Consider the following 18,718-nt stretch of genomic DNA (forward strand, 5'->3'; position numbering starts at 1 on the left):
CGAGGCGCTACGCTCCGCCCCGAATGCCCAAGACCCTCGTGATCGCGGAGAAGCCCTCCGTCGGCAAGGACCTGTCCCGCGTCCTTCCCGGCCCCTTCCAGAAGCACACGGGCACGCAGGACAAGACCGAGCGCTGGCTCGAGGGGCCCGAGCACATCATCACCTGGGCGGTCGGCCACCTCGTCCAGCTCGCCGACCCGGACGAGTACGACGAGAAGTACAAGAAGTGGCGCATGGCGGACCTGCCGATCGTGCCGAAGACCTTCAAGCTCGTGGTCCGCGACGAGCGCTCGCAGAAGCAGATGGCCGTCGTGAAGAAGCTCCTGCGCGACGACGACGTCGACCTCGTCGTCAACGCCTGCGACGCCGGCCGCGAGGGCGAGCTCATCTTCGCCTACCTCTTCGAGCAGGCGAAGGCGAAGAAGCCCGTCAAGCGCCTGTGGCTCTCCTCGATGACGAACGACGCGATGCGCGAGGCGCTCGCGAACCTCCGCGACGGCGAGGAGACCGCGCAGCTCGAGCAGGCCGCGCGCTCACGCTCGGAGGCCGACTGGATCGTCGGCATGAACGCGACCCGCGCGGCGACGATCCGCCTGCGCTCCTCGTTCGACGGCGCCGTGTCGCTCGGCCGGGTGCAGACCCCGACGCTCGCGATCATCGCCCGCCGCGACGAGGAGATCAAGGCGTTCGTCCCCGAGAAGTACTGGCTCGTCGACGCGCAGTTCGCGACCGACGACGGACGCCGCTACGAGGGCCGCTACCAGGACCTCGCGAAGCGGAGCGACAAGCCGCGGATCGCGAGCGCGGAGGCCGCGCAGGCCGTCGTCGACGCCGTGCGGGGCGGCCGCGGGACGATCACGAAGCTCACGAAGACCGAGCAGAAGACGATCCCGCCGCTGCTCTACGACCTCACGTCGCTGCAGCGGGACGCGAACACCCGCTTCGGCTTCTCCGCCCGCCGGACCCTCGCCGCGGCGCAGCGCTGCTACGAGGAGCACAAGGCGCTGACGTACCCGAGGACGAACTCGAAGTATCTGACGACCGACATGGTCCCCGAGCTGAAGGACATCGTCGGCCACGTCGGCCACCACGACGAGTACGCCGCCGCCGCCGCGTACGTCTCGTCGCTCGACCTCCTGCCGCTCGAGCGGGTCGTGAACAACGAGAAGGTCGGCGACCACCACGCGATCATCCCGACGAACTCCGAGCACAAGCTCGAGAAGATGAGCTCGGACGACCGGCGCATCTACGACATGGTCACGCGCCGGTTCCTCGCGATCTTCCACCCCGAGGCCGTCTTCGAGAACACGAAGGTCGAGACGACCGTCGCCGACCACCTCTTCCGCACGAGCGGCAAGGTCCTCATCGTGCCGGGCTGGCGCGGTGTCTACGGCGAGATCCCCGAGGCCGACAAGACCTCGGCGGAGGAGGACGAGGGCCGCGACCAGTCGCTCCCGAAGCTCGAGCAGGGCGAGGAGGTCGACACGAAGGACGTCGAGGCGGCCGAGAAGGAGACGAAGCCGCCGCGGCGCTACACCGACGCGTCGCTGCTCGGCGCGATGGAGGGCGCGGGCAAGCTCGTCGACGACGAGGCGCTCCGCGACGCGATGACCGAGACCGGCATCGGCACGCCTGCCACCCGGGCGGCGATCATCGAGCGGCTCATCGACGTCGGCTACGTCGAGCGGGACGGCCGTGCGCTCGTCGCCACCGAGAAGGGCCTGAACGTCATCCGGCTGCTCGACAACCATCCGCTCACCTCGCCGTCGCTCACCGGCGACTGGGAGCAGCGGCTCGCCGCCATCGAGGGCGGCACCGAGACCCGCAAGAAGTTCATGGAGGACATCGCGAAGTTCGCGGGGGAGACCGTCGGCGTCCTCGACACGACGCTCAAGGACGTCCGCATCCCGCGGGCGAACCTCGGCCCGTGCCCGGTCTGTGGGCACGACATCGTCGAGAACCGCAAGGGCTACTCGTGCTGGTCGCGCGAGGACCCGGGCTGCGGCTTCGTCATCTGGAAGGGCAAGGCCGGCAAGCAGCTGCCGCCCGCGATCGCCCGCGAGCTCATCCAGACCGGCGTCACGGCCAAGCAGGTCACCGGCTTCAAGGGCCGCAGCGGCCGCTCGTTCCGCGCGAAGCTCGCGCTCATGCAGAACGAGGAGGGACGCTGGCGCGTGGAGTTCGACGAGGCCTGGGCGAAGGAGGGCGCGAAGCCCCCGGAGGGCGAGGACGAGACGACCCCGCCCGCCGGCGCCGTCACGGCCACCGACGTCGCCAAGCAGGCGATCGCCGCGGTGGCGAAGGAGTCCGACGGCGACACCGAGGCGGCGTGAGCGCCCCCGGCGGCAGGCTGCGCCGGACGGTGACGCAGGTCGCCCTGGGCGCTGCCGCCCTGGCCGGCGCCCTCGGGCTCGTCGCCCCGGCGGCCCGCGCGGAGGTGCCCGCCGGGTCGGTCACCCGCACGTCGGGCACCGTCACCGCGACGCTGAGCTGGCAGGCGGGCGAGTTCGCCGGGACGAGTCCGCGGCTCGCGATCTCCCGCGGCGGGACGCTCGTGGACAACTTCGACCTCGGCACGGTCTGCCGGGGCTGCGAGCTCTTCCCCGACGGCGCGGAGGACCGGGGCTCCTTCTCGCTGCTCACCGTCGCCGACCTCGACTCCGACCACGAGCCGGAGGTCCTCTTCGAGACGCTCTCCGGCGGCGCGCACTGCTGCCAGACCACGCGCATCTACCGGTACCTGGGGAACGGCGGCTACAGCAGGCCGCTCAGCGTCCCGTGGGGCAACGCCGGCTACGTCCTGAAGGACCTCGGGCACGACGGGCGCCAGGAGCTCGTCGGCGGCGACGACGCCTTCGCCTACGCGTTCTCGTCCTACGCGGCCTCCGTCTTCCCGCCGAAGATCGTCCGCTACGCCGTCGGGAGGAACGGGCTGCCGGCGGTCAAGAACGTCACCCGGAGCTACCCCGCACCGGTCCGGACGCAGGCGAAGGCGCTTCTGAAGGCGATCCGCGAGGCTCGGCCGAGCGCCGACGGCACCTACGAGATCCAGGGCCCGATCGCCGCCTACGTCGCCGACGAGTACCTGCTCGGCCGCGGGAGGGTGGGCCGCGCGGAGCTCGCGCGGGTTCGCGCCCGCCGGCTCGTGGCGCCGGGGTTCGGCCGCTCGCTGCTCAGCTTCCTGCACACGCACCGCTACCGCTGACCGCGTCCTGACCGCGCCCCGCGGGACCGACCGGGGCGCTTGTCACGATGGTCGGCCGTGTCGCTGACCCTCGTCACCGGCCCTGCGAACGCCGAGAAGGCCCGCGTCGTCCTCGACGCCCTGCAGGCCGCCGCCCCGCGTGAACCGCTGCTCGTCGTCCCGACCGGGGCGGACGTCCTCGTGTACCGCCGCGAGCTCGCGGCCCGCGGCCTCGTCTTCGGCGCCGACGTGCGCACATGGTCGGGGCTCTCGCGGGAGCTCGCGAAGGTCGCCGGCGTGCGGGGCCGGCCGGTCCGCGGCCTCTCGCGCGAGCGCGTCGCGGCCCTCGCGGTCCAGCGCACGACGCTGCGCGTCCTCGCCGCGAGCGCGGCGACCCCCGGCTTCGTCGCGACGCTCCTGCGGCTCTTCGACGAGCTCGGCGAGCGGCGGATCGGCGCGGCGCGCTGGTACGCGGCGATGCGGGCGTGGGCGGCCGCCGACCCGGCGCGGACCGACTACGCGGAGGACCTCGCGGCGCTCCACGCGTCCTACCACCGGACGCTCGAGGCGGTCGGGCGCCGGGACGAGCCGCAGCAGACGGTCGCCGTCCACGACGCCCTGCGCCAGGAGCCGGGCCGCTGGCCGGGGCGGCCGGTGTTCCTCTACGGCTTCGACGACCTCGACGTCCTCCAGGTCGACGCCGTCGAGACGCTGGCCGTCCACTGCGGCGCCGAGGTCATGGTGTCGCTGCCCTTCGAGGCCGGGCGCGCGGCGTTCGCGGGGCGCGCCTCGACGTACCAGGACCTCATGGCGCTCGGGGCCGTCGAGCACGTGCTCCCGGCCGGCGACGCCCACTACGCCGAGGACTCCCGCGCCGTCCTGCACCACATCGAGCGCACGGTGCTCGAGACGGACGCGCCACGCCTGGAGGACGCGGGCGACGCGCTGCTGCTGCTGCGGGGCGGGGGCGAGCGCGCCGAGCTCGAGCTCGTGGCGGCCCACGTCGCCCGGCTCATCGCGGAGGGGACGCCCGCCGCCGAGATCGCGATCGTCCTGCGGCGGCCCGACGCGCATGCGGCGCTCGTCGAGCGCGTCCTGGCGGGCTACGACATCCCGTTCGTGCTGCGGCGCCGGCTGCCGCTCGGCCACACGGCGCTCGGGCGCGGGCTGCTCGCGATGGCCCGCTGCGCGCTGCTGGACGGGAGCGCGGACGACCTGCTCACCTGGCTGCGCACCCCGGGCTTCGTCCGCGACACCGCCCGCGTGGACCGGCTCGAGGCGGACGTGCGGCGGGCCGGGATGAGCACGGCGGTCCAGGCGCGGGCCCGCTGGGAGGAGGGGCCGTGGAAGCTCGTCGAGCTCGACCGGCTGCGCGACGCCCAGCGCCGCGGCCCGCGCGCCCTCTGCGAGCGGCTCGCCGCCGACGCGATGCGCCTCTTCACCCGGCCGCACCAGGCGACGGCGGCCGTCCTGGGCGATGCGCAGCGCCACGAGGCGCGCGTCGCCCAGCAGCTCCGCGGCGCGCTCGCGGAGCTCGGCGCGCTCGCCGACGCCGACCCGCAGCTCGTGCCGTCGACCGCGGAGCTCCTGGCGCTCCTCGCCGGCCTCGAGGTCGACGTCGACGCGGACTCCGGCGCGGCCGCGGCCGGTGGCGCGGTGACCGTCGCCGACCCGCTCGCCGTCCGCGCGCGGCGGGTGCGCGCGCTCTTCGTCTGCGGGCTGCAGGAGGGCGTCTTCCCGGCGCCGGGCCGGCCGGAGGCGTTCCTCGGGGACGCCGAGCGGCGCGCGATCAACGCGGCCGCGGGCCTCCGGCTCGCGCTCCGCGAGGACACGCTCGGCGCCGAGCGCTACCTCTTCTACGCGGCGGTCTCCCGCCCGACCGACCTGCTCGCGCTGAGCTGGCACGACGGGACCGACGACGGCCGTCCGGCCGTCCGCTCGCTGCTCGTCGACGACGTCCTCGACCTCTTCGGCCCGGCCGTCGGGGAGCGGGTGCAGCGGCGGGCGCTCGGCGCGGCGGGCTTCACGGGACGGGCGCCGACCGCGCACGCCGAGGCGCTCGGTGCGGCCGAGGCGGACGGTGTCCGCGCGCCGCTCCCGGGCGAGCCGCTCGGCCCGCTCGCCGCGCCCGCGGTCCTCCAGGCGCTGGCCGAGCGGCGCACGTGGTCGGCGAGCGCCCTGGAGGCGTGGCTCGCCTGCCCGGTCCGCTGGTTCGTCGAGCGCTACGTCCGGCCCGACGCGCTCGTCCCGGACCCCGAGCCGCTCGTCCGCGGCGAGCTCGCGCACAAGGTCCTCGAGCAGGCGCTGCGGGCGCTGCAGGAGGGGGAGGGGGAGGGGGACGCGGCCGCCGGGCCGCTGACGCCCGCCCACCTGCCGCGGGCCCGTGAGCTCGCCATGGCCGCGCTGCGCGAGCACGCGGGCGACCACCGCATCTCGCCCGACCCGCAGCGGCTCGCCGCCGCGCTGCACCGCCTCGAGGCCGACATCCTGCGCTACCTCGAGTACGCCGCCCACGCGGGCTCCGCCTACGCGCCGAGCGCCTTCGAGCTGACGTTCGGCGGGCCCGGCGACGCGCTGCCCGCCGTCCCGCTCACCGACGAGCTCTCGCTCCAGGGGCGGGTCGACCGCGTCGACGTCGAGCCGGGGACCGGCCGCGCGCTCGTCTACGACTACAAGGGCGCGAGTGCGACGGCCCGCGCGCGCTGGGAGGCGGACGGCAAGCTCCAGCTGCCGCTCTACCTCCTCGCGCTGCCGCAGCTGCTCGGGGTCGACGTCGACGGCGGGCTCTACCAGCCGCTCGCGGGGGAGGATCCGCGGCCGCGCGGCCTCGTCCGCGAGCACGCCGACCCGGGCCTCACGCTCGTCCCCGCCGACCGTGCCGACGACGCCGAGTTCGCGCAGGCGCTCGACACCGCGCGGCGGACCGCCGTCGCCGCGATCGGCGAGCTGCGCGCCGGGCGCCTGCAGCCGCGCCCGGCGACGTGCGGCTGGCGCGACGGCGGCTGCTCCTATCCCTCGATCTGCCGTTGCGAATGAGCACCACGTCCGCCACCACCCCGGCGCTCTACGACTCCGGCGGGCGCCCGCTCGGAGCCCGCGGGCTCGCCTTCACCGCCGAGCAGGCCGTCGCGGTGACCGGCCGCGACGGCCCGATGCTCCTCGCGGCGAACGCGGGCTCGGGCAAGACCGCGGTCCTCGCCGAGCGCTTCGTCCGCAGCGTCGTGGAGGACGGCCACCCGCCCGCGACGCTCCTCGCGATCACCTTCACCGAGAAGGCGGCCGGCGAGCTGCGCGCCCGCATCCGGCGGCGCTTCCTCGAGCTGGGCGCCCGTGACGGGGCGCGCGACATGGACGGCGCGTGGATCTCGACGATCCACGGGTTCTGCGCGCGGATCCTCCGCGCCCACGCGGTCACCGCGGGGCTCGACCCGGCCTTCGTCGTCCTCGACGAGGCGGTCGCGCGGCAGGCCCGCAGCGAGGCGTTCACGACCGCGCTCGCCGCGTTCCTCCCCGCCGGGGGCGCCGGGCCGGAGCTCGACCTCGTCGCGACGTGGGGCGTCGACCGCCTGCACGAGGCGATCGCGTCCGTCCACGACGAGCTGCGCTCGACCGGGCACACCGTCCCCTCGCTGCCGCCCGCGCCGCCCGTGCCCGACGAGGCCGCGCTCCTGGCGGACGTCCGCGCCGCGCTCGCCGCGCTGAACGCCGAGCGCGCGACGTGGCGCACCGGGCTGAAGACCCTCGACGCGGCGCACCTCGTCCTCGAGGGGCTCGGCGAGGCGCTCGCGACCCTCACCGGCGGGCCGCTGGCCGCGCACCTCGCCGGGGTGAGGCTCAAGCGCCAGGCGGCCGAGCTGAAGACCGACGCCGCAGCCGCGCTGGCCGCGGCGATCGACGCCTGCCTGCAGGCACGGGTCGACGCCGAGGCCGTCGCCGCGCTCGGCCACCTGGACCGGCTGCTCGGCCTCTACGCCGGCGCGTACGCGAAGGCCAAGCGTGCCCGCTCCGCCGTCGACTACGACGACCTCGAGCTCCTCACGAAGGACCTGCTCACCGGTGCGCCGGCCGTCGCCGCCGCCTACCGCGAGCGCTTCGCGCGGATCATGGTCGACGAGTTCCAGGACACGAACCCGCTGCAGCTCGAGCTCCTCGAGCAGCTCGACGCGGGCAACGTCTTCCTCGTCGGCGACGCGCTGCAGTCGATCTACGGCTTCCGCCACGCCGACGTCGGCGTCTTCCGGCGGCGGCGGCGTGAGCACGCGGAGATCGGCGCGGCCCCGACGCTCGCGACGAACTGGCGCTCGGCGCCGCCGCTGCTGGAGACGATCAACGCCGCGTTCGGCGCCCTGCATGAGGACTACGTCCCGCTCGTGCCCGGGCGGGCGGACGCGGGGGAGGAGGACGCCGGCGCCGGCCCGTCGCGGGTCGAGCTGCTGCTCGTGGACGACGGGCACGACGACGAGGCCCGCCTCGCGCCCGAGGCCGCGGCCGCGCTGCAGGCGGGCATGCCGCAGGCGCGGAACCTCACGCTGCTCGCCGAGGCGCGCGCGGTCGCGGCGCGCGTCGCCGCGCTCGTCGCCGCGGGGGAGTGCGGCGCGGGGGACGTCGCGCTGCTCGTCCGCGCGGCCGGCGACCTGCACGTCTACGAGCGGGCGCTCGAGCTCGAGGGCCTCGCGACGCTCGCCAGCGGCGGCCGCGGCTACTGGCTGCGCCAGCAGGTGCAGGACCTCACGTCGTACCTCGCCGCGCTCGCGAACCCGCTGGACGAGCCGGCGCTCCTCGGCGTCCTCGCCTCCCCGCTCGTCGGGCTGAGCAGCGATGGGCTCGCCGCCCTGGCCCAGACCTCGCGCGGGCACGGCCGGGGCCTGTGGGCGACGCTCACCCACGGCCTCGCGACGGCCGGGCTCGGCCCGCGCGACCACGCCGCGGCGACCGCCTTCCTCGAGTGGTTCGCCGCCGAGCGGGCGCAGGCGCCGCTGCTCGCCCTCGACCGCCTCATCACCCGGGTCGTCGCCCGCACCGGGTACGACCTGCACGTCCTGCGCCTCAGCGGCGGGCGGCGGCGCCTCGCGAACATCCACAAGCTCGAGCGGCTCGCCGCCGACTTCGAGGCGCGCGCGGGCCGTGATGCGCGTGCCTTCATCGACCACGTCGCGGCCGAGGTCGCCGCGCAGGCCCGCGAACCGGAGGCGCCCGTCGAGCTCGGCGACCTCGACGCCGTCCAGCTCATGACGATCCACGCGGCGAAGGGACTCGAGTTCGGCGTCGTCGTCGTCGCGGGCCTCGGCCGGCCGGGCCAGGCGGGGGCGGCGGACATCCTCGTCGACGGACCCCGGGTCGGGCTGCGCCTGCGCCGCCTGCACGCCCCGAACGCCGACGCGCTCGACTACGCGGCGCTCAAGGCGGAGGTCCTCGAGGCCCAGGTCCAGGAGGAGCGGCGGATCATGCACGTCGCCTTCACGCGGGCCGAGGAGCGCCTCATCATCAGCGGCGCGGTGACGCTCGGGAAGGACCTGCCGAAGGAGCGCGCCGGCGGGCCTCCGCTCGGCTGGGTCGGCGCCTGCGTCGACGAGCAGCTGCCGTACCGCCTCACGCCGGAGGCTCCGGAGCTCGTCGTCGACCGGCACGCCGGCCCCGACCGGCTGACCGTCACCGCCCGCCTCGTCGCGCCGGAGGGGGGCGCGGCGGGCGACGCGCCGTCGCCGCCGGCCGCGCCCGCGCCCGCGCCCGCGCCGCCGCCGGTCCCTCCCGCACCGCCCGTTCCGTCGACCCCGCCGGCGGCGTCCCCCGCTGCGCCCGCACCCGCGCCCGCCGCCGACGAGCAGCAGCTCACCTTCGCGGTGGGGGAGACCGCTCCGACCGCGCCGGCGCCGCGCCGTCGCCGCACGGCCCGCGCCGGCGTCCCCGCGCCCGCGGCGCCGCTCGCCGCCGTCGCCGGGGCCCCGGCCGCCGCGCCACCCCCGGCGACCCTCAGCGCCACGTCGCTGCGCGACCACGCCGACTGCGGGTACCGCTACTACCTGCGCCGCGTCCTCGGTCTCCCCGACCAGGAGCCGCCGGCCGAGCTCGCGGCCGAGGCGACCGATGCCGCGACGGCCCCGGTCGCGCTGGACCCGCTCGTCCGCGGGACGATCGCCCACGCGCTGCTCGAGGTCGACGACCCGGGCGCCGTGACCCCCGACGACGTCCGCGAGGCCGCGCTCGACGCCGGCGCGGAGGTCTCGGGCGCGGACGTCGAGGACCTGCTGCGCCTCGTGCGCGCCTTCGGGGCGACGGGCACCGCGGCCCGCGTCGCCGGGGCGGTGCGCGTCCGCCGCGAGGAGCCGTTCGCCTTCGCGCTCGACGACCGCGACCCGGCGAGCCCGCTCGTGGGTGGCTTCATCGACCTCGTGGCCGTGCTCGAGGACGGCACCTGGCTCGTCGTCGACTACAAGACCGGCTACGCGGCGGCTGACGTCGAGCACGTCGTCGCCCACACGTACGCGACGCAGCGCCGGATCTACGCGCTCGCCGCCTTCCGCGGCGGCGCGCCGCGCGTGGAGGTCGCCTACGTCTTCCTCGAGCAGCCCGAGGCGCCGGTCCTCGCGACGTACACGGACCCGGTCGTGCTCACGGACGAGCTTCTGGCCGAGGCGGCGCCGCTGCTGGCCGGGAGGTTCCCGGTCGCGGCGCACCCGCACCGCGACCTCTGCCTCAGCTGTCCGGGACGCGGAGCGATGTGCTCGTGGCCGGAGGCGATGACCCTGCGGCCGGCTCCGGCGGCGGGGTGACGAACGGCGGGCCGCCGTCCGCCGTCAGGTCGATCCGGCGGATCATCTCGTTGAGCTCGGCGCCGTAGAGGAAGGCGTTCGTCGTGATGTACAGCCAGAGGAGCAGGAGGATCGCCGCCGTGAACGCGCCGTACGCGGCGCCGTAGCCCGGCGACGCCTTGAGGAAGAGGCCGAAGCCCGCGGAGCCGAGGAGCCAGACGACGACGGCGACGACCGCCCCGGGGCTGATCCAGCGCAGCCGGCGCGGCTCGACGTCCGGCGCGTAGGCGTACACGACGCCGTACGCGAGGAGCGCGAGCAGGAACGCCGCCGGCCAGCGGGCGACGGACCAGACGAACGCGCCGGTCGACCCGAGGCCGATCTTCCCGAGGAGGTCGTCCGCGATGCCGCCGCCGAGGAACAGCGCGACGAGGACGAGGACGAGCAGGACGAGCACGACGAGCGTCGCGGCGAGGTCGGTCACCTTGCGGCGCAGGAACGAGCGGTCCTCGTCGACGCCGTTGACCTTGTTCAGCGCGCGGCCGGCCGCCGCGTACGCGCCCGAGGCGCCGTTGAGCGCGAGCGCGATCGCCACGAAGAACGTGACGAGCGACTGCCCGGAGGACGTCTTGACCATCTTGTCGAGGACGTCGCGGACCGAGTTGACGGTGTTCGGCGCGGCGCCGTGGTCGGCGAGGTAGTTCGCCGCGTGGCCCGGCAGCTGGGGGCTGCCGAGCAGGGACAGCAGCGACACCGTCATGAGGAGCGCCGGGAAGAGCGACAGCATCGCGAAGTACGTCAGCGACGCCGCGTTGTCGGTCATCCCGTGGTCGAGGTACCGCTTGACCGCGAGCCACGCGATGCGGGGCTGTGACGGCCGGCCCGGCACGATGTCCTGGGGCTGGGCTTCGGTGTCCATGCCCGGGTGGCGAACCGGCCGCGGGGCCGGTTAGGCGAGGCCCTCGGCCTCGTACTCGCGGAGGTAGCCCTCGAAGAGGCGGCGGTGGCCCTCCTCGTCGCGGAGGATCGCGATGACCATGTCGTTCGTGACCGGGTCCACGCCCTCGGTCTCCTCGATGATGCGGTTGTAGTGCTCGATCGCGCCGGTCTCGGCCTCGATGACGCCCTTGATGACGTGCACGATGTCGGTCTGCTCGGCGGGCGGCTGCAGGAAGGACTGCTCCGCCGTGAACTCCTGTGAGCCGGGCACGACGCCGTACAGCTCCTTGATGCGGTTCGCGAACTGCATCGCGTGGCCGAGCTCCTCCTGGATGTCGGTCTTGAGCGACTCGATGATCTCCTGGGCGCGGACGCCGTCCGGGTTGATCGAGTTCGCGATGTAGCTCATCACGGTCTCGATCTCCATCCAGTACGCCTTCTTCAGGAGCTCCAGGATGTGCTCGCGGGCCTCGGACCGGTCGTCGGCGAGAATGCCCTGCGCGGCGCTGCGGGTGGCGGCCATGTGTGTCGTCCTCCGTGTCGGGGGTGCAAGTTCAGGTGCTGCCCCTCAGGCTGTACCCGACCGGTTCGCGCGATAACCACGGCTTGCGCCGCCCTACGCGCCGGACCGGACGAACTGAAATCCGCCGCCCACGGGGTTGCGTTCGCCCGCCGATCGGGAAGAATCGACCGTCCATGGCACGCGCGATCTGGACCGGGGCCATCTCCTTCGGGCTTGTCAGCATCCCCGTGAAGCTCTACGCGGCGGTGCAGTCCAAGTCGGTGAAGTTCAACCAGCTCGACGGGGCCGACCACCAGCGGATCCAGATGAAGCGGGTCAACGCGGCGACGGGCGAGGAGGTGCCGTTCGCGCGGGTCGTCAAGGGCTACGAGCTCTCGACCGACCGCTACGTCGTCATCGAGCCCGGCGAGCTCGAGGCGATCGACCCGAAGAAGACGAAGACGATCGACATCGACCGCTTCGTCGACCTCGGCGAGATCGACCCGATCCACTTCGACCACGCGTACTACCTCGCTCCCGCTCCCGGGGGCGCGAAGCCCTACCGGCTGCTCGTCGACGCGATGGCCGAGACCGGGAAGGTCGCCGTCGCCACGGTCGTCATCCGCTCCAAGGAGCAGCTCGTCGCGCTACGCCCCATCGGCCCGGTGATGGCGATGACGACGATGGTCTTCCCCGACGAGGTCGTTGACCCGGCGACGCTCGACGACATCCCCGACGCGTCGGACGTCAGCTCGACCGACCGCGAGCTCGCGATGGCGCGCCAGCTCGTCGAGTCCCTCTCCGAGCCGTTCGAGCCCGACGCCTACCGCGACACGTACCGCGCCCAGATCCTCGAGCTCATCGAGCGCAAGGCGAACGGCGAGGTCGTGACGGTCGAGACGCCCGAGGCGGACGAGGCGGCGCCGGCCCCCGACCTCATGGCGGCGCTCAAGGCGTCCCTCGACGCGGTCCGCGGCGGCGACGCCGGCGACGGGCCCGCCCCGAAGCCCAAGGCCGCCGCCAAGCCACGACGGCGCACGACGGCGAGCACGGAGAAGAAGACGCCCGGCGGTTCGCGGAAGCCCGCCGCGGCGAAGGCGAAGAGGACCCCCGCCAGGAAGGACTAGAAGCGGGCCCGGCTTCCGGGCGTCGGCGCAAGGCTAAAGCTGCGATAACATCGTGGGCTCGCCCTTCCGCGCCACGGCGCGCTTTCCCCCCTCGCCGAACGCCCTATATGACTGAACGACTTCTCCGCCCCGGGGCCGATGGCCTCTACGACCCGCGCCACGAGCACGACGCCTGCGGCGTCGCCATGGTCGCCAAGCTCGACAACGTCCCGACGCACGACGTCGTCGAAAAGGCGCTGACGGCGCTGGACAACCTCGAGCACCGCGGGGCCGAGGGGGCGGACGTCCGGACCGGTGACGGTGCCGGGATCCTCACGCAGATCCCGCACGAGTTCTTCCGCTCGGTCGTCGACTTCGAGCTGCCCGAGCCGGGCCGCTACGGCGTCTGCATGTGCTTCCTGCCGATGGACGACGACCTGCGCCTGCAGGTCGAGCGGCTCATCGAGCTGAACGTGCGGGTCGAGGGGCAGGGCGTCCTCGGCTGGCGTGACGTCCCCGTCGACCCGGCCGAGGTCGGCGACACGGCGAACCTCTCGCGCCCGTACGTGAAGCAGCTCTTCATCGAGGCCGGCCCCGGCCACCGCGACGACCAGGACGCCTTCGAGCGCAAGCTCTACGTCATCCGCCGCATCGTCGAGCTCGCGGCCGGCCCCGACTTCTACGCGTCCTCGTGCTCCTCGCGGACCGTCGTCTACAAGGGCATGCTCATCGCGACGCAGATGCGCGGCTTCTTCCCGGACCTCGTCGACGAGCGCTTCAAGAGCGCCGTCGCCCTCGTCCACTCGCGTTTCTCGACGAACACGTTCCCGTCGTGGGACCTCGCGCACCCGTTCCGCGTCATCGCCCACAACGGCGAGATCAACACGCTCATGGGCAACTCCAACTGGATGCGCGCCCGCGAGTCCCAGCTCGCCAGCGAGCTCTTCGGGGGCGACCTGCAGAAGGTCATCCCGATCATCCGGCCCGGCGGGTCGGACACCGCCTCGTTCGACAACGTCCTCGAGCTGCTCATGCTCGCCGGGCGGTCGCTCCCGCACGCGGTGATGATGATGATCCCCGAGGCGTACGCAGGCCGCGACGACCTCCCGCAGCACCTGAAGGGCTTCTACGCCTTCCACTCCTGCTTCATGGAGCCGTGGGACGGCCCCGCCGCCGTCTGCTTCACCGACGGCCGCGTCGTCGGCGCGACGCTCGACCGCAACGGGCTGCGACCCGGCCGCTGGGTGCTCACCGATGACGGCCACGTCATCCTCGGCTCCGAGGCCGGCATGCTCGGCATCCCGGCCGATCAGGTCAAGCGCCTCGGTCGCCTCGCGCCCGGCAAGCTCTTCCTCATCGACCTCGAGCAGGGCCGCATCGTCGAGGACGAGGAGGTCAAGGAGCAGGTCTCGACCGCCAAGCCGTACGGCAAGTGGTTCGCCGACCACGTCGTCCACTTCGACGACCTGCCGGTGAAGGAGCCGCTCGTCCCCCGGACCGAGCCGCTGGAGACCCGTCAGCTCGCCTTCGGCTACTCGCAGGAGGACCTCCGCGTCACGCTCGCGCCGATGGCCGCCGCCGGCGAGGAGCCGCTCGGCTCGATGGGCAACGACAACGCGCTCGCCGTGCTGTCGGACAAGCGTCCGCCGCTCTTCGGCTACTTCAAGCAGCTCTTCGCGCAGGTGACGAACCCGCCGATCGACCCGATCCGCGAGGCCGTCGTCATGTCGCTCGCGACCGGCGTCGGCGCCGAGGGCAACCTCCTCGACGAGGCGCCCGAGCACGCGCGCCAGCTCGCGATGGACCAGCCGATCCTCCGCAACCACGAGCTCGAGACGCTCCGCCAGGTCGACCACCCGGGCTTCAAGGCCCACACGGTCGACCTCACCTGGCCGGTCGCCGAGGGCCCCGAGGGCATGCAGGCGCGGCTCGCGAACGCCTGCGACGAGGCGTACGACGCCGTCCGCGCGGGCTACAACATCGTCATCCTCTCGGACCGGAACCTCGGTCCCGACCGGGCGGCGATCCCGTCGCTGCTCGCGACGTCCGCGATCCACAACCACCTCGTCCGCGAGGGCAACCGCCTGCAGACCGGCCTCGTGGTCGAGTCCGGGGAACCGCGCGAGGTGCACCACTTCGCGACGCTCATCGGCTTCGGCGCGAGCGCGATCAACCCGTACCTCATGTTCGAGACGGTCGAGCAGCTCGTCGCCGAGGGCCGCGTCCGCGGCGTCGACGACGTCGCGACGGCCGAGAAGAACATCGTCAAGGGCATCGGCAAGGGCCTGCTGAAGACGATCTCCAAGATGGGGATCTCCACGGTGCAGTCCTACTGCGGCGCGCAGATCTTCGAGGCCGTCGGCCTCGACAAGTCCGTCATCGACCGCCACTTCACGGGGACGGCGTCGCGCATCGGCGGCATCGACATCCGCGTCATCGCGGAGGAGACGCTGCAGCGTCACGCCACCGGCTACCCGCAGCAGGGCCCTTCGGACCTGCTGCCCGTCGGCGGCGTCTTCGCCTGGCGCCGCGACGGCGAGCACCACCAGTGGAACCCCGAGACCATCGCGCTCATCCAGCACGCGGTGCGGGTACCCGACCCCACCCGCCCCAACGCGCAGGAGAAGTACGACGAGTTCGCCCGTCTCGTGAACGAGGACGCCGCGCGCCGCGCGACGCTGCGCGGGCTGCTCGACTTCAAGACCGAGGGCGTCATCCCGGTCGACATCTCCGAGGTCGAGCCGGCCGCGGACATCGTCAAGCGGTTCGCCACCGGTGCGATGTCGCTCGGCTCGATCTCCACCGAGGCGCACGAGACGCTCGCGATCGCCATGAACCGCCTCGGCGGCCGCTCGAACACGGGCGAGGGCGGGGAGGACCCGCGCCGCTTCACGCCCGACGCGAACGGTGACTCCCGCCGCTCGTCGATCAAGCAGGTGGCCTCCGGCCGCTTCGGCGTCACGGCGCACTACCTCGTCAACGCCGACCAGCTGCAGATCAAGATGGCGCAGGGCGCGAAGCCCGGCGAGGGCGGCCAGCTGCCCGGCCACAAGGTCGACAAGTACATCGGCTCGGTCCGGCACACGACGCCCGGCGTCGGCCTCATCTCGCCGCCGCCGCACCACGACATCTACTCGATCGAGGACCTCAAGCAGCTCATCTACGACCTGCGCTGCGCGAACCCGAAGGCGCAGGTCTCGGTGAAGCTCGTCGCGGAGGTCGGGGTCGGCACGGTCGCGACCGGCGTCGCGAAGGCGAACGCCGACCACGTCGTCATCGCCGGCCACGACGGCGGCACCGGTGCCTCGCCGGTGAGCTCGATCTACAACGCGGGCGTCCCGTGGGAGATCGGCCTCGCCGAGACCCAGCAGACGCTGCTGAAGAACAACCTGCGCAACCGGATCGTCGTGCAGACCGACGGGCAGCTGAAGACCGGCCGCGACGTCGTCATCGGCGCCCTGCTCGGGGCCGACGAGTTCGGCTTCAGCACCGCCCCGCTCGTCGCGACGGGCTGCATCATGATGCGCGCCTGCCACCTGAACACCTGCCCGGTCGGCATCGCGACGCAGGACCCGGTGCTGCGCAAGCGGTTCCAGGGCAAGCCCGAGCACGTCGTCAACTACTTCTTCTTCATCGCGGAAGAGGTGCGTCAGATCATGGCGTCGCTCGGCGTCCGGACGTTCGACCAGCTCATCGGCCGCACCGAGCTGCTCCACGCGGACCCGGCGATCGACCATTGGAAGGCCAAGGGCATCGACCTCAGCGGGCTGCTCGCCTTCCCGGCCGACGTCGACCCCGGCGTCGCCCGCCACCGCCTCGGGCCGCCGCCGGCGGTCCTCGCCGACGCGCTCGACCACGAGCTCATCGCGCAGGCGATGCCCACGATCGAGGGCGGCGAGCCCGTCCGGATCGAGGCGTCCGTCCGCAACGTCAACCGCTGCGTCGGGGGCATGCTCTCGTCGAAGATCGCGGAGCTCCGCGGCGCGGAGGGCCTGCCGGAGGGCAGCGTCACCGTGACGCTCAAGGGCTCGGCCGGCCAGTCCTTCGGCGGCTGGCTCGCGCCGGGCGTCGTGTTCGAGCTGCACGGCGACGCGAACGACTACACCGGCAAGGGCCTGTCCGGCGGCACGATCGCGGTGACCCCGCCCGACGGGATCACGTACAAGGCCGAGGAGAACGTCATCGTCGGCAACACCGTGCTGTTCGGGGCGACGAAGGGCAAGGCGTTCTTCCGCGGCCTCGCGGGCGAGCGGTTCGCCGTGCGCAACTCGGGGGCCTCCGCGGTCGTCGAGGGCGTCGGTGACCACGGCTGCGAGTACATGACCGGCGGCACCGTCGTCGTGCTCGGCATGACCGGCCGCAACTTCGCGGCGGGCATGAGCGGCGGCCTGGCCTTCGTCCTCGACGAGGACGACACGTTCCGTACCCGGATCAACCCGGCGATGCTCGACCAGCTCGAGGAGCTCACCGACGAGGACGCCGAGCTCGTGCGCGCGCTCGTCGCCGAGCACGGCGAGCGGACCGGCTCGCTGGTCGCCGAGCGCGTCCTCGCCGGCTTCGACGACCTGCGCGAGAAGTTCGTGAAGGTCTTCCCGACGGACTACAAGCGCGTGCTGACCGAACTGGCGGCGGAAGAGGAGGTGACCGCCTGATGGGCGAGCTCGGTGGGTTCCTGAAGATCGAGCGCTCGAACGTGTCCTACCGGGACGCGACGGAGCGCCTCGCCGACTACCGGGAGTTCCTCGTCCCCAAGCCGGTCGACGCGCTGCGCGACCAGGGGGCGCGCTGCATGGACTGCGGCGTCCCGTTCTGCCACAACGGCTGCCCGCTCGGCAACCTCATCCCGGACTGGAACGACCTCGTCTACCGGGGCCGCTGGGAGGACGCCATCCGGCAGCTGCACGCGACGAACAACTTCCCCGAGTTCACCGGCCGCCTGTGCCCCGCCCCGTGCGAGGCCTCGTGCGTGCTGGAGATCCGCGAGGGCGACGCGGTGACGATCAAGCAGATCGAGAACTCGATCATCAACACCGCGTGGGAGAACGGCTGGGTCGTCCCGCAGCCGCCCAAGGTCGAGACGGGCCGCCGGGTCGCCATCGTCGGCGGCGGTCCCGCCGGCCTCGCCGCCGCGCAGCAGCTGCGTCGTGCCGGCCACAAGGTCGTCCTCTTCGAGCGCGACGAGGCGGTCGGCGGCCTCATGCGCTTCGGCGTCCCGGACTTCAAGATCGAGAAGCACGTCATCGAGCGCCGCGTGGACCAGCTCCGCGCCGAGGGCATCGAGATCCGCACGGGCGTGGACGTCGGCGTCGACGTCACCGCCGACGAGCTGCAGGCCGAGTTCGACGCGGTCGTCCTGACGACCGGCTCGCGGGTCCCCCGTGAGCTCGAGGTCCCCGGGCGTGAGCTCGCGGGCATCCACCCGGCGATGGACTACCTCTACGTCCGCAACCGCGCGGTCGCGGCGGCCGAGGCCGACGGCGGCGAGGGCCTGCCCGCCACCGGCGAGATCACCGCCAAGGGCAAGCACGTCGTCGTCATCGGCGGCGGCGACACCGGCGCGGACTGCGTCGGCAACTCGCTCCGCGAGGGCGCGCTCTCCGTCGCGCAGCTCGAGCTGCTCCCGCACCCGCCGGAGCACCGCCCGGACGACCGCACGCCGTGGCCGCTGTGGCCGCAGAAGTACCGCCTCTCCTACGCGATGGAGGAGGGCCTGGCCACGCACAAGGCCGAGCAGGACTACTCGGTCGTGACGACCCACCTCACCGGTGCGGACGGGCAGGTCCAGGAGCTCCACTACGCGCAGGCCGCCCCGGCGCCGCCCTTCGGGCCGGTCGAGGGCACCGAGGGCACGCTGAAGGCGGACCTCGTCCTGCTCGCGATGGGCTTCCTCCACCCGGAGCCGCAGCTCATCGACCAGTTCGGTCTCGGCAAGGACCCCCGCGGCAACATCAAGGCCGGCACGTACGAGACGACCCAGCCGGGCGTCTTCGCCGCCGGCGACTGCCGCCGCGGCCAGTCGCTCATCGTGTGGGCGATCAACGAGGGCCGTCAGGCGGCTCGCATGGTCGACCGCTACCTCGCGACGCTCCCGGGCGGCGCGCCGGCCGAGCCCGTCCTCGTGGGCGGCGGCGACGCGGACGAGGGCCCCGAGGGCCCGCCGCAGGTCGCCAGCCCCGGCCTGTAACCGCCGCCCCCGGAGCCGAGACCCGTTTTTCGACCCCCAGTCGGGCGAAAAACG

Annotated in this window: 9 protein-coding genes; 7 read left to right on the forward strand and 2 right to left on the reverse strand. The window is 73.6% G+C overall.

Features of this window, described 5'->3' with window-relative positions; genetic code table 11:
- The first annotated feature begins 23 nt into the window (after window positions 1-23).
- From NBH00_RS10275 to NBH00_RS10290, 4 genes are read left to right on the forward strand one after another with little or no spacing between them, the layout of a single operon-like run.
- Window positions 24-2,333, forward strand: coding sequence for a type IA DNA topoisomerase (locus NBH00_RS10275; protein WP_254573244.1), 2,310 nt, complete (start codon window positions 24-26; stop codon window positions 2,331-2,333).
- Window positions 2,330-3,205 carry a hypothetical protein gene (locus NBH00_RS10280; protein ID WP_254573245.1) on the forward strand — a complete coding sequence of 292 codons (876 nt, stop codon included), beginning with the start codon at window positions 2,330-2,332 and terminating at the stop codon, window positions 3,203-3,205. The genes NBH00_RS10275 and NBH00_RS10280 overlap by 4 nt, the downstream gene beginning before the upstream one ends.
- A gap of 57 nt (window positions 3,206-3,262) precedes the next feature.
- Window positions 3,263-6,220, forward strand: a complete 2,958-nt coding sequence (locus tag NBH00_RS10285; protein WP_254573246.1) for a PD-(D/E)XK nuclease family protein — start codon at window positions 3,263-3,265, stop codon at window positions 6,218-6,220.
- Window positions 6,217-9,954: a UvrD-helicase domain-containing protein gene (locus tag NBH00_RS10290; RefSeq protein WP_254573247.1), complete on the forward strand. Its 3,738-nt coding sequence runs from the start codon at window positions 6,217-6,219 to the stop codon at window positions 9,952-9,954. Before NBH00_RS10285 ends, NBH00_RS10290 begins: the two co-directional genes overlap by 4 nt.
- Here NBH00_RS10290 and NBH00_RS10295 read toward each other — a convergent pair.
- The gene (locus NBH00_RS10295) at window positions 9,878-10,852 is read right to left on the reverse strand and encodes a YihY/virulence factor BrkB family protein (RefSeq protein ID WP_254573248.1); all 975 of its coding nucleotides are present in this window, start codon (window positions 10,850-10,852) and stop codon (window positions 9,878-9,880) included. The genes NBH00_RS10290 and NBH00_RS10295 overlap by 77 nt on opposite strands.
- Window positions 10,853-10,882: 30 nt before the next feature.
- Window positions 10,883-11,395, reverse strand: a complete 513-nt coding sequence (locus tag NBH00_RS10300; RefSeq protein WP_254573249.1) for a ferritin-like domain-containing protein — start codon at window positions 11,393-11,395, stop codon at window positions 10,883-10,885.
- 173 nt (window positions 11,396-11,568) lie between these two features.
- Here NBH00_RS10300 and ku point away from each other — a divergent pair, with 173 nt between their 5' ends.
- From ku to NBH00_RS10315, 3 genes are all read left to right on the forward strand, one after another.
- Entirely contained in the window at window positions 11,569-12,501 is a 933-nt protein-coding gene (ku, locus tag NBH00_RS10305) for a non-homologous end joining protein Ku (RefSeq protein WP_254573250.1), read from the forward strand.
- 107 nt (window positions 12,502-12,608) lie between these two features.
- On the forward strand, window positions 12,609-17,132 hold the full coding sequence (gene gltB, locus NBH00_RS10310; RefSeq protein WP_254573251.1) for a glutamate synthase large subunit: 4,524 nt from the start codon (window positions 12,609-12,611) through the stop codon (window positions 17,130-17,132).
- Complete coding sequence (locus NBH00_RS10315) at window positions 17,132-18,664, forward strand: glutamate synthase subunit beta (RefSeq protein ID WP_254573252.1); 1,533 nt, start codon at window positions 17,132-17,134, stop codon at window positions 18,662-18,664. The genes gltB and NBH00_RS10315 overlap by 1 nt, the downstream gene beginning before the upstream one ends.
- Window positions 18,665-18,718 lie beyond the last annotated feature (54 nt).

Source organism: Paraconexibacter antarcticus (genome assembly GCF_024220175.1).
GTDB lineage: Bacteria > Actinomycetota > Thermoleophilia > Solirubrobacterales > Solirubrobacteraceae > Paraconexibacter > Paraconexibacter antarcticus.